General features: G+C 57.5%; 12 protein-coding genes. 3 read left to right on the top strand and 9 right to left on the bottom strand.

What is annotated here, in order from left to right; all coding sequences use genetic code 11:
• Positions 1-42 precede the first annotated feature (42 nt).
• Positions 43-2,229 carry an ATP-dependent DNA helicase DinG gene (gene dinG / locus BJP61_RS14925; protein WP_075192268.1) on the top strand — a complete coding sequence of 729 codons (2,187 nt, stop codon included), beginning with the start codon at positions 43-45 and terminating at the stop codon, positions 2,227-2,229.
• On the opposite strand, the gene BJP61_RS14920 is transcribed toward dinG, so the two are convergent.
• The 5 genes from BJP61_RS14920 to BJP61_RS14900 all read right to left on the bottom strand — a co-directional run bounded on the left by BJP61_RS14920 (position 2,216) and on the right by BJP61_RS14900 (position 7,608).
• On the bottom strand, positions 2,216-2,647 hold the full coding sequence (locus BJP61_RS14920; RefSeq protein WP_158408862.1) for a fimbrial protein: 432 nt from the start codon (positions 2,645-2,647) through the stop codon (positions 2,216-2,218). The two genes, dinG and BJP61_RS14920, sit on opposite strands and share 14 nt — an antisense overlap.
• 87 nt (positions 2,648-2,734) lie before the next feature.
• Positions 2,735-3,706: a fimbrial protein gene (locus BJP61_RS14915; RefSeq protein ID WP_171998622.1), complete on the bottom strand. Its 972-nt coding sequence runs from the start codon at positions 3,704-3,706 to the stop codon at positions 2,735-2,737.
• A gap of 22 nt (positions 3,707-3,728) precedes the next feature.
• On the bottom strand, positions 3,729-6,287 hold the full coding sequence (locus BJP61_RS14910; protein ID WP_171998621.1) for a fimbria/pilus outer membrane usher protein: 2,559 nt from the start codon (positions 6,285-6,287) through the stop codon (positions 3,729-3,731).
• A 56-nt stretch (positions 6,288-6,343) separates the two neighbouring features.
• Positions 6,344-7,009 (bottom strand): molecular chaperone, encoded by a 666-nt coding sequence (locus BJP61_RS14905; protein WP_171998620.1) that lies wholly within the window; start codon positions 7,007-7,009, stop codon positions 6,344-6,346.
• A gap of 62 nt (positions 7,010-7,071) precedes the next feature.
• Positions 7,072-7,608 carry a fimbrial protein gene (locus tag BJP61_RS14900; protein WP_038863967.1) on the bottom strand — a complete coding sequence of 179 codons (537 nt, stop codon included), beginning with the start codon at positions 7,606-7,608 and terminating at the stop codon, positions 7,072-7,074.
• Positions 7,609-7,940: 332 nt separating this feature from the next.
• Between BJP61_RS14900 and ybiB the strand changes: the two genes are divergently transcribed.
• Entirely contained in the window at positions 7,941-8,909 is a 969-nt protein-coding gene (gene ybiB / locus BJP61_RS14895) for a DNA-binding protein YbiB (protein ID WP_171998619.1), read from the top strand.
• Between the two features lie 89 nt (positions 8,910-8,998).
• Here the strand turns inward: ybiB and ybiJ are convergent, their stop codons facing one another.
• The 3 genes from ybiJ to BJP61_RS14880 all read right to left on the bottom strand — a co-directional run bounded on the left by ybiJ (position 8,999) and on the right by BJP61_RS14880 (position 10,496).
• Complete coding sequence (gene ybiJ / locus BJP61_RS14890; protein ID WP_161581827.1) at positions 8,999-9,259, bottom strand: DUF1471 family protein YbiJ; 261 nt, start codon at positions 9,257-9,259, stop codon at positions 8,999-9,001.
• 257 nt (positions 9,260-9,516) lie between these two features.
• Complete coding sequence (locus tag BJP61_RS14885; RefSeq protein ID WP_038863963.1) at positions 9,517-9,783, bottom strand: DksA/TraR family C4-type zinc finger protein; 267 nt, start codon at positions 9,781-9,783, stop codon at positions 9,517-9,519.
• 95 nt (positions 9,784-9,878) lie between these two features.
• Complete coding sequence (locus tag BJP61_RS14880; protein WP_161581826.1) at positions 9,879-10,496, bottom strand: flavin reductase family protein; 618 nt, start codon at positions 10,494-10,496, stop codon at positions 9,879-9,881.
• A 112-nt stretch (positions 10,497-10,608) separates the two neighbouring features.
• Between BJP61_RS14880 and rlmF the strand changes: the two genes are divergently transcribed.
• Entirely contained in the window at positions 10,609-11,538 is a 930-nt protein-coding gene (gene rlmF, locus BJP61_RS14875; RefSeq protein WP_038863960.1) for a 23S rRNA (adenine(1618)-N(6))-methyltransferase RlmF, read from the top strand.
• On the opposite strand, the gene ybiO is transcribed toward rlmF, so the two are convergent.
• Entirely contained in the window at positions 11,539-13,797 is a 2,259-nt protein-coding gene (gene ybiO, locus BJP61_RS14870; RefSeq protein WP_171998618.1) for a mechanosensitive channel protein, read from the bottom strand. It abuts the gene before it with no gap.
• Positions 13,798-13,962: the final 165 nt, after the last annotated feature.

Raw genomic sequence — 13,962 nt, 5'->3', positions numbered from 1 at the left:
TGCCACAATAGTGGCTGTTTATACAGTGTTTCAGGGCTTCCGATGGCATTAACCGCCGCGCAGAAATCGCAAATTGCCGCCTGGTATAAGGCGCTTCAGCAGCAGATTCCGGACTTTATTCCCCGCGCCCCGCAGCGGCAGATGATTGCCGAAGTGGCGAAAACGCTCGGCGGCGATGACGGACGGCATCTGGCTATCGAGGCGCCGACCGGCGTTGGCAAAACGCTCTCTTACCTTATTCCCGGCATCGCCATCGCCCGCGAAGAGCAGAAAACCCTGGTGGTGAGCACCGCCAACGTGGCGCTGCAGGATCAGATCTTCAGTAAGGATTTGCCGCTGCTGCGTAAAATCATCCCTGAGCTGCGCTTTACCGCCGCCTTTGGTCGCGGGCGCTATGTTTGCCCGCGCAACCTGACAGCGCTCTCAACCGACAGCGCCTCGCAGGGCGATCTGCTGGCGTTTCTTGACGACGAGCTGACGCCTGACAGCAAAGAAGAGCAGCAGCGCTGCGCGAAGTTAAAAGCGGATCTCGACAGCTATAAGTGGGACGGCCTGCGCGACCATACCGATCAGGCGATTGACGACAAACTCTGGGCGCGGCTCAGCACCGATAAAGCAAGTTGCCTTAACCGTAACTGTCACTACTACCGCGAATGCCCGTTTTTCGTGGCGCGCCGTGAGATTCAGGAGGCGGAAGTGGTGGTCGCCAACCATGCGCTCGTTATGGCGGCGCTGGAGAGCGAGTCGGTGCTGCCGGAGCCAAAGCACCTGCTGCTGGTGCTGGATGAAGGCCATCATCTGCCGGATGTCGCCCGCGACGCGCTGGAGATGAGCGCTGAAATCAGCGCGCCCTGGACGCGGTTGCAGCTCGATCTTTTTAGCAAGCTGGTCGCCACCTGTCTTGAGCAGTTCCGCCCGAAAACCGTGCCGCCGCTCGCCACACCGGAGCGGCTGAACAACCATTGCGAAGAGGTCTATGAGCTTATCGCCGCCATGAACCGCATCGTGGGGCTGCTGCTGCCGCCCGGCGAGGAGAGCGAGTTCCGTTTTCCGATGGGCGAATTGCCGCAGGAGGTGATGGAGATCTGCGAGCGGCTGGCGAAGCTTACCGAAAACCTGCGCGGGCTGGCGGAGCTCTTTTTAAACGATCTCAGTGAAAAGACAGGCAGCCACGACATTGTGCGTCTGCACCGCGTACTGTTGCAGATGAATCGCGCGCTCGGCCACTTTGAGGCCCAGAGCAAGCTCTGGCGGCTGGCGTCGCTGGCGCACGCCTCCGGCGCGCCGGTGTCCAAATGGGTGACGCGCGAAACCCGCGAAGGGCAGCCGCATCTCTATTTCCACTGCGTGGGGATCCGCGTGAGCGATCAGCTTGAAAAGCTTATCTGGCGGCAGGTGCCGCATGTCGTCGTGACCTCCGCCACGCTGCGCTCGCTTAACAGCTTCGCGCGGTTGCAGGAGATGAGCGGCCTGCGCGACAAAGCGGGCGACCGCTTCGTGGCGCTCGACTCGCCGTTTAATCACGTCGCGCAGGGGAAAATCGTCATTCCGCGCCTGAAGCATGAGCCGCTGATGGAGCATGAGGAGGCGCACCTCGCCGAGATGGCGGCCTATTTCCGCGCGGAATACAAAAAGGGCGAACACAAAGGGATGCTGGTGCTGTTCGCCAGCAACCGCGCGATGCAGACCTTTTTATCTTTTGTGCCGGATCTGCGTCTCGGTCTGCTGGTACAGGGCGATCAGCCGCGCTACCGGCTGGTGGAGTTACACCGTAAAAAAGTGGAGCAGGGCGAGGCGAGCGTGCTGGTGGGGCTACAGTCGTTCGCCGAAGGGCTTGATCTCAAAGGCGAGCTGTTAAGCCAGGTGCATATCCATAAAATCGCGTTTCCGCCCGTGGACAGTCCGGTCGTCGTGACGGAAGGCGAGTGGCTGAAAAGCCTTAACCGCTATCCATTTGAAGTGCAAAGCCTGCCTGCCGCCTCATTTAACCTCATCCAGCAGGTGGGGCGGCTTATCCGCAGCCATAGCTGCTGGGGCGAGGTGGTGATTTACGACCGGCGTCTGCTGACCAAATCCTACGGCAAGCGGCTGCTGGACGCGCTGCCGGTGTTCGCGATTGAACAGCCGGAGGCGCCGGAAGCGGCCAAAAAACCCCCTCAGGCGAGGCGTGCGAGCGCGACAAAACGTCATGGCAGCGCAGGCGCGCGACGCGGCGCTACTCGTAAGTAAACGTCACCTGAACGGTGCTGATAAACGTGCCGCCTGTGGCATTCCCTTTGGTCGCGACATAGCGCGCGGCGAGGGGGAGCGTCACGGTGCCATCGCTGCTGTTGACGGGGGTGGTCAGTTGACTGCCCGTGCTGAGCGTTTTGCTGTGATCGCCTGAACTCAGCTCCAGACCCACTCCGGTTCCCGTGCCGGTACTGGCGAAATAGTCCGGCGCATCGGCATCCGCCGTACCGTTAAACGTGCTGGTCACCTGTGTCACAGAGGACGGACATTGCGACAGCGACAGCTCAAAATCCACCCAGTCGCCCGTAGCCCCCGCTTGCTGGAACTGCCCTGACGTGGCCTCGCCCATCTCCACGCTGGCGCTTTTACTGCCGTTATCGACCATGCAGGTGGCACCGACAATATTACCCGTCACGCGTATGGCGACTGAATCGGCACAGGCATTGTGAATAACGCCTGCCCATATAAGCAGAAGAAGAAACTTTTTCATTGGTGCGTAAACCTATTGATAAGCGATGGTCAAAATCACAGCCGCATTCGCACTCCCTGGTGTGACCTCGTGAGAGGTCTGGTAATAACGGATACCCACTGGTAGGGTGAGTGTTTTATTGACAAGGGCTATCGGCGGATAATAACCAGAGAAATAATCTATCGTGGTGTTATTAACCTGCATTTGAATGCCCAGCCCGGTAGCGCTGTCAGCGGTATCGTCAAGTTTCATGACGCTTTGCTGACCATCAACCGTCCCCTCAGCGCCATTAACGCGATACATAATGGTGGCATCCTCATCACAGTTAATATGTACATCAAAGTTATTCCATGCTGTCGTGGTACCAGACCCGGTGAATTGCGATGCAGGGATGTCCCCCAGATTGACGACTAAACCTTTAGGGTCTACAGAACAGGTCACTTTTGTTGGAAATAAATAAGCGTTATAGTACGTGGTACTATTATTAGCCAGCTTTTCTGCATTATATATTTTGAATGTAAAGCTGGTGTTAGAACTGTTTAAATTCCCTTCGCCTTGCTGCTCTGCTGTTTTTATTAATGCAAGATGTGCCGATGTGGAAAATGATTTATTACTGTCGAGTGTATAGACAGGCGTGCCCCGTGAATCACAGCTTTCGCCTTTTCCAGTAATTCGTTTCCATTTGTCGTTATATAATGCGACGCCAAGGCCTGGAATACCTGTGGCGTAAACGCCAGGCATCCCCGGCACTTCTTCACCCGAGCCGGTAAAGCAGGCAACCAGCACTTCACCGCTGCGATCTGATGTGCAGCTTACCATAAAATTCACTGCTCTTTCTGAGCCCGCAATAATTTCCCCAATATCTGTTGAGGTTGAAATTTTTAAATTATATATGCTCTGAACACTTGGGAATTGCCTTGAGCTGCAGGACGCGTGCGCATGCGGAATAAATAAAATCCCTCCAGCCAGCAGGCAAAGCGATAAAAAATAGCGAATGTATTTCATACTAATTCTCCGGCGCTGTAAATTAAGAACATGGCGCAGTGACGGTTATGATGGCGCTGCCCTGAGATTTCTCCGGCAGAGGATAGTGCGCGCTGCAATGCTGGTTTGCCGCATTGCCCCAGGAGGCGGTTAACAGCGCGCCGGGTTGCAGGCCGGTCAGGTAAACCTGGCCGTTATCGCCCACGATGGACGCGTCGCTTTGCTCGCCGTTCGCCACTGAGGCGCCAAACGGTACGGGACGCCCGTCGGCGCGCAGGAGCGTCATCAGCACGCGGTTGCCCACGTGCGCATCGAAGCGAGCGCGCACCACCGCCCCCCTGGCCGGCGTGACGGTTTTTGCGGCATAGGTAACATCCGCGCCGTCCGGAAGCGTCTCGGTATCCAGCGCAATGCTGTTACGCCGCCAGGGGCTGGTGTAAGGCACAATGGCGTAGCCACGAAAATCGGTTTTAATGCCGTTCTGATTTGCGATAGCGGTACCGCTGACGCCAGGCACCTCCACCAGCGCGAGAGTTTCGCCCAGCGGTTGCCCCAGCGTAACGCCATGACGATGCGCGACAATACCGCCGCTCACGCCGTAGTTAATCTGCCGCTGGGTATGATCCTGCGAATAACCGGCGCTCAGTTCACCATACGTACCCCGGTAATCGGCGTTCAGCGTCGTGGCGTTATTGTTCCCGTCACGGCTGATGCTCTGCTGAATGCCCCAGTTCAGGTTATTATCTGCAAGCGCTGCGCCGTTCAGGCCGAGCGTCTGGACGCTGCCTTCTTCGCTGTTATTCAGGCTATAGCTGGCCCAGGTATTGCTCATCCATCCGTCTAACGGCACAGAAACGCTAAGAGAGAAGCGCTGCTCGTGATTTTTCGCGGCGAGACTGTCATCAAGCGCCTGCGTATTCTCGTTAAGGCTGTAGTTGAAACCGAAGCTAATCCCATGCCAGCTATTGCTGTAGCCTGCGCCGATTGAAGTCTGCGTCTGCGCGTTATCCCAGTATTTTTCTTTTATCAGGCTCAGATTGAGCGAGCCCAGGTCGTCGCCGAGATTCTGATTAAGCGTTATCTCCTGGCGGCTTCGCCGTCTGTCCGACGTGTCCCACAAGTCGTCGCGGCGGTAAGCGTCCATGTTTTCCTGGAGCGTATAAAACCCGTCGCTGTTGTAGCGATAGCCCGCCACCGCAAGCGTTGTGTCTGTGCTGGCGATATTTTTACTGTAACGCACACGCCATGAGCGGCCATTCTGCGCGTCACCCCGAAAGGGTTGCGACTTTGCCGAGGTGACATCCACGGAAAGGGCGCCCCAGTCGCCCAGGTTTTTGCCAGCGCCCAGCGCCAGCGCCCGGTAATACGGGCTGTACTGCACCCCGCCATAGACCGTAAAGCCATCCCGCATCCCGTAAATGGCGGCGCTTTGTATAAAGGGCGTTTGGGCCACATCCTCATCGTAAGCGCGATACTTCCCGCCCGTCAGGCTGTATTTGAGGCGGCCTTCACGCTGTAAAACCGGTACGGACGCGTAGGGCACAACGAAATGCTGCTCGCTGCCGTCCGTTTCTTTAACCGTCACGTTAAGGTCGCCGCTGCTGCCGGAGGGGTAGATATCCCGGATTTCAAACGCGCCAGGCGCGACGGTATTCTGATAAATCATGTAGCCATTCTGGCGGATGGTTATCAGCGCATTACTGTTGGCTATCCCGCGTACCACGGGCGCATAGCCACGTTCACTCTCCGGCAACATGTCATCGTCCGAGGCGATTTGAATGCCAGTAAAAGAGATGCTGTCAAAGACATCCGCCGGCGAACTGCTCTGACCCAGCACCAGTTCGCCGCCGATCTGGCGTAAGTCGCGTTGCAGATAGGTATAGACGGGCGAAAAGTCAGCTTCCGTTTGCGCACCGTTGCGGCTGCGGCTCCACGTTGAGTAGTTACGAAGCCGCCATGCGCCTATATTGAAACCGGGGCGCAGGTTAAGATAATCATTCTCGCTTTCCTCTCTGCCTGGTTCCTGCGGCTTAATTTGACTGCCGGAATAGCTGTAATTAAGCAGCAGTGCGGTGATCCCCTCATCGAACTCCTCCGGGGGGATCGCGCCACGTGCCATCTGGCTCATCGCGCTTTGCGGAATACTCAGCAAAAGTTGCTGACGGTTCGCGATAAAGGTGGCGCTGGCGGCAGGGATAGCGCCGAGCGTGGCGCAGCCATTGCGCTCCGTAAGCTCCCGGAATTTTTCCGTCGCCACGCCCGCGCTTTTCAGCGCGCTGATACTCAGACAGGGTGCGAGAATGGCGTTGCCGCTGGCATCTTTATCGAGAAAAAACGTGACGTCACGGTTACCGATATTTTGGTTATTGACCAGAATGTCGACATGATATTTTCCAGGCGCCAGGCCGGGGCCTTTTTCATAAAGAGAAAGATCCGGTCGCTCCTCAGTTTGTTCGCCATCGTCTAACAGCGCCGGGTTGAAATAATCGTCGCCCCAGGCCTGCCCTGTTGATAACCCCAGCGACAGGCACTGTAAAGCAATCAGCAGAGCCAGATGGCGAATGCGGTTTTTCTTCATTCGTCTGGCATTATTGAGTGACATTATTCATCCCCGGATAAACGGTTTTATTCTCAGGACAGTGAATTAAGAGGCAGTGTTTAAAACGCGGTTTTCCATTCTTTGCTGATGCTGCCGTAGTCGTTTATGATTTTCCATGACACGGTATTGCCTGAAATAGTCGCGGGTATCTCAAAGCGTGTTTCGCTTTTTGGCGCAGCATAACCAATTTTCGGTAATGTCTTCCCGCCCAGAGTAATAGACTGGAAATTCATATAATAGGGCGAGGTGTTATTTACTATCAGGGTATTGCCGTTGCGCCGCCACTGTAAATGATTTGCCGCTTCCTCTGGCTTGCCGGTAATGGCTGCCGGGCGGTAAATTAATTTAATGCGGGTTTTAATGGCTATCTGTAGCGTATTTTGATCCTGTTGCTTCGCGGTGGAAGGAATGGATTTGACGTTGAGCCAGTAAAGCGATTCGCGGTCCTGCGGTAAAGACGCGCCAGTAAATATCACGCGCAGTATGTTATCCTGCCTGGCATTAAGACGAAACAGCGGCGGCGTCACCAGAAAAGGCGCTTTGCTGCCGTCGGTCGCCTCCACCGAACTCTGAATCAGATAGTTAATATCATCGGAGTTAGAGACAATGAGTGAACTTTCTTTTTTATCGCCCGGATAAATCAGGCGAGTGCCGCCAACGACGACGCCCGCCTGAGCCACAGAGGTCGCCATTAATAAAGCGCTGAGGATAATAAATTTACGCATAGTGATCTCTTCTTAATAGCGGGATATTAGCTTTCTGGCGACAGCGAATATCCCGGGGAGGATTAGTTATAAGTAACCGTAAAGGTTGAGGTCGAATCCGCTTTTCCAGCCGTCACCGTGGCCGCCGTCTGGATATAACGCGCGCCAAAAGCCAGGTCGTTTGTCTCAGTGCCGGATTTCAGCGTGTATTCAGAAGAAGCGGTATAGAGATCCAGCGGCGCGCCGGAGGCGTCGAGCAACTGAATGCCCACACCGCTGGCTACGCCGGTGCCGCTGGACAACGCCAGCACTTTGTCATTGTCAGTGCTCGCGCTGCCGCCAAAAGTAACGGAAGCGGCGGTCACGGCGGCCGGGCAGTTTTTAAGCTGTAACGCAAAGCTTGTCGGGGTTGCCGTTGAGCCAACACCGCTAAATACCGTTTTGGAAATTTTACCTAAATCGACCTGGAGCGGGCTGCTCAGGCTGTTTACCACTTCACAGGCGGAATCAAGGATTTCGCCTGTGAAATTCACCTGTCCTTCCCCGGTCGATGCAGCCCAGGTAAAAGAAGAGCAACCCGCAATAGCGGCGATGGCGGTACTGAACACTATTTTTTTCATCATTCATCCTGTTTAAGGTTGAAAAGAAAGCCTTAAATAATTAAGGCGTGAATAAGAACGATGAAAAATATGCGCCTGATGTATTGAATGCTCCAGTTATGAACACTTAACTATTCTTTTAGTGAATTAATATATTAAAAAACTTCGTCAGAGTTATGCGTTAACGCGGCGGGGCTGGTACGGCGACGGCGGCGCCAGGTGCTTGTCACACCAGAGTTTTAACTTGTATTGTGCAACGAGGCAGATAGCGATCCGCAGTGGAAGCACGGGCGGCGCATCGGAGAGAATGATTCACCGGGGCTATTACCAGGCCTGTCAGAGAGGAGAGGAAGATGGATTACCGCGCAATCATTAAAGAGATTGGCCGGGGAAAGAACCATGCGCGTGACCTGGACCGGGATACCGCACGGTCTCTCTACGCGCATATGCTGGATGGCGACGTGCCGGACCTGGAGATGGGCGCCATCCTGATTGCGCTGCGCATTAAAGGCGAAGGCGAGGCGGAGATGCGCGGCTTTTATGACGCGATGCAGCAGCACACCCTGCGCCTGACGCCGCCGGTCGCAAAGCCGATGCCGGTGGTCATTCCAAGTTACAACGGCGCGCGCAAGCAGGCGAACCTGACGCCGCTGCTGGCGCTGCTGATAAGCCGCCTCGGCTTTCCGGTGCTGGTGCACGGCGTGAGCGACGATCCGACCCGCGTGTTGACCGAAACCATCTTCACGTTGATGGGCATTACCCCGACGCTGCATGCAGGCCAGGCGCAGGCGAAGCTGGACGGGCGCGACCCGGTGTATGTTCCCATTGGCGCGCTCTGCCCGCCGCTCGAAAAACAGCTGGCGATGCGCTGGCGGCTTGGGGTGCGCAACAGCGCCCACACGCTCGCCAAACTGGCGACGCCGTTCGGCGAAGCTGACGCGCTGCGCCTTTCCAGCGTGTCGCATCCGGAATATGTCAGCAGAGTGGGACAGTTTTTCATGGATATCGGCGGGCGCGGGCTGCTGATGCACGGCACTGAAGGGGAGGTATACGCCAACCCGCAGCGCTGTCCGCAAATCGCGCTTATCGACGCGCAGGGCACGCGCATTCTGGCGGAGCGCCAGAGCGAGGCGGCGTCTGTGCCGGTCATACTGCCGCAGGCGAAGGATCCCGAAGTGACCGCCCGCTGGACCGAGCGCTGTCTGTCCGGTCTTGAGCCGGTGCCGGAATCGCTGAAAACCCAGATGGCGTGCGTGCTGGTGGCGAGCGGCGAGGCGGAAGATATCCCGGCGGCGCTGGCCCGGATTGCGCAGATGTTCTGATAAAAAAAGCCCGCAGCATCCGCCGCGGGCAAAAAGGGTAACAAAGGGTTAATGAAGGGCAATAAGGGTATGTCAGTGGCTCAGGTCAATCAGTTGTAGATAACCGCGGTACCGCTGGCGAGATTATTGGTGTTGGCGGAGGTGATGCTATACGCCTTCGCGCCTGCCGCTTCGGCTTTTGCCGCAAGCGTCGCATTCAGTTCATCCAGCGTGCTGACGCCCTGAGCAGACACGACACCGATTTTATTCAGGCCCTGCGCCTGCGCCGGGCTGACCTGTTCTGCCGCACCGGCAGCAAAAGAAAAAACGGACAGGGTCAGGGCGGCTACAGCATATTTGATGGCTTTCATAGTGATTCTCTCGCAGTTTGTTCTGTTTAATACGGCTTGTTCCGTTGATGTGATGATTGTCACATTCAGCGGCAGAATATAAAACCGAAGAGAATTGACAGCCTTATTCTAAAAATTTGAATGTAATATAAGCTGTTGAATAAATTGGCAATAATGCCTTTTTTCCACGCTTCTTTACAGGCCCTTACCGTCCCGTTTTTTAAGGGCACAAATCGACACATCGAAACGGTAAAAGCGTGTATGGGGGAGCGCAGGTGTTAGCGCAACTGGCTGTCTTTTGAGCCGCGGCGATTATAGAGTGAGTAACGCTGGCGGTGTTCATCCTGTTTTTGCTGGCAGTTCACACACAGACGCACGCCCGGGATAGCCTTACGGCGCGCCTCGGGGATCGGCTCATCGCACATCTCGCAGAATTCCAGACTTTCGCCTGTTGGCAGGTCGCGTCGCGCCCGCGCCACGGCGTCTTCAACGGTGCTGTCAATTTGATCCTGAACCGCGCCGTCGTTTGCCCAACCTGAAGCCATAGGGACCTCCTGAATGGTTAAACACAGGGGTAATTATAGCAAAAAAGGGGGCATCCTGCCGGGAGAAAGCCCGCCGCAGCGGGCTTTGGGCGCGATCAACGCGCGTCCGGGCGCACCAGATCGAAGCGCTGCGCCTCGTCAATACCGTAGTAGGCGCTCGGGCCGCCCGCGCGCAGGATGGGATGGGCTTTCGCGGTCTGATAGATGCCATCTTCCAGCAGCGACTCGTCAATATGCACCGCGACCACTTCGCCTAATACCAGCCAGGTATCAATCAGCTCGCCGCTGGCGGCCGTGAGCTGAATACATTGCGTGAGGCGGCATTCGAAATTGACGGGGCTTTCGGCGACGCGCGGCGCGCTGACCACCCGCGACGGCGCGGCGGTAAGACCGGCGCGGATAAACTCATCTTCACCGTGGGGCAGGGAGGCGGAGGTTTCATTCATCGCCACTGCCAGCTCGCGCGTGGCGAGGTTCCAGACGAACGCTTTCGTCGCGGCAATATTTCTTACGCTGTCTTTCCAGCCGTTGCTGGAAAAACCGATAATCGGCGGGCGATAGTTAAAGCAGTTAAAGAAGCTGTATGGCGCAAGGTTGCGGCGGCCTTCGCTGTCTTGTGAGGCTATCCAGCCGATGGGGCGCGGGCCGACGATGGCGTTCAGCGGATCGTGCGGCAACCCGTGGCCGCGAGCCGGTTCGTAGTAATAGTGCATAGCGGACTCCCTGGACAAAAAAACTATCATAGCCGTCGCGGTAAATTTTGCCGCGCTTATTTACCAGGGGCGGGTCAGCGGGTATTGTACGCGCCCACACAGGAGGAAGCCGATGAACCGCAAACCGGGCCTGCACCCACGTAACCGCCACCACAGCCGCTATGATTTCGACGCGCTGACACAGCGCTGTCCGGCGCTTGGCGCGTATGTTCGCCTCTCGCCCGCCGGCGAGCCGACCGTTGATTTCGCCGATCCACAGGCGGTCAAAACCCTCAATCAGGCGCTGCTGGCGCACTTTTACGGCGTGCAGCAGTGGGATATTCCTGACGGCTTCCTCTGTCCGCCGGTGCCGGGCCGCGCGGATTATATCCATCATCTGGCGGATCTGCTGGCCGGGGGCAACGGCGACGTTGTTCCCGCGCAGGCGAGCGTGCTGGATATCGGCGTTGGCGCCAACTGCATCTATCCGCTAATCGGCCAGTACGAGTACGGCTGGCGGTTTACCGGCACCGATACCAGCGAAGAGGCGATCCGCAGCGCGAGCGCCATTATTGACGCCAATCCTGGGCTCAACCGCGCCATCCGCCTGCGCCGCCAGAAAACCCCGGACGCGATATTCCACGGAATCATTCACAAAAATGAGCGTTACGACGCGACGCTGTGCAACCCGCCGTTCCACGACTCCGCCGAAGCCGCCAGCGCGGGTAACGCGCGTAAACGCCGTAACCTCGGGCTCGCGCCGGACACCGGGTTAAACTTTGGCGGCCAGCAACAGGAGCTGTGGTGCGAGGGCGGCGAGGTCGGCTTCATCACCCGGATGATCGCTGAGAGCGCGCTGTTCGCCCGTCAGGTGCTGTGGTTTACCACGCTGGTGTCGAAGGGCGACAACCTTCCGCAGCTTTACCGGGCGCTGGAACAGGCGGGCGCAGTGAAAGTGGTCAAAAAAGAGATGGCCCAGGGCCAGAAGCAGAGCCGCTTTATCGCCTGGAGCTTTATGGATACGGCCCAGCGCGAACGCTGGGCCCAGAACCGTTCGCGGTAATTACACCGTCGGATTCGCAGGCGGCAGCGCGCCACCTGCCGCCGCCTGCGCCTGGGCGGCGGCGGTGGCGTCCGGCATCGGCTGCATGACCTGCACCGTCTGTACCGGCGGGCGAATACCTGCCAGATCGAAGTGTTTTTTCACCATGCCGTCAAGCGCGAAACGCACCGTCCACTGCTTCAGCGGCTGGGTGGTGAAAGTCACGCGGATCGTAAAGGCGGTGTTGGTCAGCCCCACAATGCCCACCACGTTCGGCTCGCCTATCACAAGCATTCGGATATCCTCCTGCTCCATCAGCTCATCCACCGCCGCACGCAACGCGCGGTTAGCCTTTTCGGTATCCTCAAAGCGGTCGACATCATAGTTCGCCACAAACGAGCCTATCCCGCGCACGAAGTTGGCGAAGGTCGTTATCGATGACCACGGAATAATGTGGTAGGCGCCGGTGTCCTGGCGTACGCCCACCGAGCGGATCGACATGCGCTCCACGGTGCCGGTCAGCGGGCCGATGGTCACCAGATCGCCGGTATTCATGCCGTTCTCAAACTGAATAAAGATGCCGGTGATGATGTCTTTGACCAGCGTTTGCGAGCCGAACGAGACCGCAAGGCCCAGCGCGCCCGCGCCCGCCAGCAGCGGCGCGATATTGACGCCAATCTCCGAGAGCACAATCATCACCGTAATCGTGCTGATAATGACCGCCAGCGCGTTGCGAAACAGCGTCAGCAGCGTGCGGGTGCGGGCGCTCGGCATCGGGCGACCGTGGATGTCAGACGCGAGGCGGCTCTCAATCAGGCTCGCCAGCACCGTCCAGCCGACGGCGGAGAAGAACAGGATAAGCGAGATGCGGATCAGGATATCCACGGTTTTCTCACCCGCGCCCACGGTGAGCCACTCCCAGAAATCAAACAGGCCCCAGGCGTTCATCAGCAGCATGATCGACACGCAAACCGTGAGAATGCGCGCCAGCTTCAGCGTGACGGAAATCCAGCCGTTGAGACGTTTTTGCAGCTCCGGATAGTTGCGCTGTACTGGCGGGGAGAGCGTGATGGTTTTACTCAGCCAGCGGGTGAAGACGCCGCAGATAAACGCCGCGACGCTGACGATGGCGAGCGTTTTCAGCGAGGCACCCATCATAAATTTCAGGCTGTTGCCCGGATCGAAGAGCGAAAAGAAAAACAGCACGATGAAATAGGCGCTCGCCAGCCAGTGCCAGACCAGCGCGAACGCGCGGATAAACAGGCTGAAAAAGGCGAGCGAGCGGTCCGCAAGGCGGGTCAGCCCGGCGGTGATAGCGCGTTTATTATGGAAAATGAGGTACAGCGCCCAGCCGGTCATAGTCAGCATAATAATGACGTTTGCCAGCGCGCCGACCTGCACGTTGACCTGCGCTGAGATGATAGGCACCGCCACCAGCAGGCCGTAGCCTATCAGGCTGCTTAGCCCGCTCAGGCGCAGGTGCCAGTAACGCGCGCTCGCATCGCTGATGACAAACGGGCGCAGCGACGGGAAGCGCGGGCAGAAGATAAGCCGCAATATAGCCTTAAAGAATTCGATAAGCGCAAAGGCGTTCAGGAACAGCCCCTGCTGGCGGGCAATGGTACGGCTGCCCGCGTTCATCATATCGATCGCTATCTGGCCGACAAACAGCGTCAGGGCCAGCAGCGCGAGGTCGATAATAAACGCCAGAATAATCATCAGCGGCAGCTGTATCCAGCTCGCCCGGTTGATGTTTTTGCGCCGTCCCCACTGGCCCATTTTTCGGTACAGCGGAATGGCGCACGCGCGTACCGCGAAGTAAAACAGGAATACCGAGACCGCGAGCAGGGTGAAGTGGGTGAGCGCGTTGAAAAAGGTTTTCTCGTTAAATACCTTGTGCGGCGCGCTGGTGATATTGCGATGCAACTGAGCAAAGCGCCCGGCAAGCTCGCCGCCGTAGTGGCGCGTCACCTCGGTGACGTTCTCCAGCACCGTTTTTTCTTCTTCTTCGGCGACGGGCGGCTTGATGACGGGCGTGGCTTCAGTGGCGGGCGTGGCCGCCGCCTGGCGCAACTGGTCGATAAGCTCCTTGCGGGAGGCGTCGTTTTCGAGCACGTCCGCGAGCGCCGCGTAGGCCGCTTTCTTTTTTTCCGCGTCAGGCTCTGTGGGCGGCGCCTCGCTTTTTTGAGTGGTCGAGGCGGCAACCGCCGCGGCGGGCAGGCTTACAGCGTTGGCTGAAACGCTAAACAGGCTGACAAGCAGCAGTAAAATCCACGGCACGCTCTCCTCCGGCTGAGAAAGTGACACAAAGAGGTAAGTATAGTGCCCGGATAAGCGAAGCCCGGAAAAGAGGAGTATTCCGGAGATTGGGAAGAGGGGCGCCGCACCCGGTTTGACATCCAGGGGCCGGTAAGCGCAGCGCCGCCGCTACGGTTGCGGGAGAGA

This window comes from Cronobacter sp. JZ38, from assembly GCF_008932145.1.
Classification (GTDB): domain Bacteria; phylum Pseudomonadota; class Gammaproteobacteria; order Enterobacterales; family Enterobacteriaceae; genus Cronobacter; species Cronobacter muytjensii.
The sequence above is the reverse complement of the archived record's forward strand: the minus strand, read 5'-3'. Positions and strand labels throughout refer to the sequence as shown.

Coding starts and splice junctions, on each gene's coding strand:
- dinG (WP_075192268.1), top strand. CDS start 43: ATGGCATTAACCGCCGCGCAGAAATCGCAAATTGCCGCCTGGTATAAG.
- BJP61_RS14915 (WP_171998622.1), bottom strand. CDS start 3,706: ATGAAATACATTCGCTATTTTTTATCGCTTTGCCTGCTGGCTGGAGGG.
- BJP61_RS14910 (WP_171998621.1), bottom strand. CDS start 6,287: ATGTCACTCAATAATGCCAGACGAATGAAGAAAAACCGCATTCGCCAT.
- BJP61_RS14905 (WP_171998620.1), bottom strand. CDS start 7,009: ATGCGTAAATTTATTATCCTCAGCGCTTTATTAATGGCGACCTCTGTG.
- BJP61_RS14900 (WP_038863967.1), bottom strand. CDS start 7,608: ATGAAAAAAATAGTGTTCAGTACCGCCATCGCCGCTATTGCGGGTTGC.
- ybiB (WP_171998619.1), top strand. CDS start 7,941: ATGGATTACCGCGCAATCATTAAAGAGATTGGCCGGGGAAAGAACCAT.
- ybiJ (WP_161581827.1), bottom strand. CDS start 9,259: ATGAAAGCCATCAAATATGCTGTAGCCGCCCTGACCCTGTCCGTTTTT.
- BJP61_RS14885 (WP_038863963.1), bottom strand. CDS start 9,783: ATGGCTTCAGGTTGGGCAAACGACGGCGCGGTTCAGGATCAAATTGAC.
- BJP61_RS14880 (WP_161581826.1), bottom strand. CDS start 10,496: ATGCACTATTACTACGAACCGGCTCGCGGCCACGGGTTGCCGCACGAT.
- rlmF (WP_038863960.1), top strand. CDS start 10,609: ATGAACCGCAAACCGGGCCTGCACCCACGTAACCGCCACCACAGCCGC.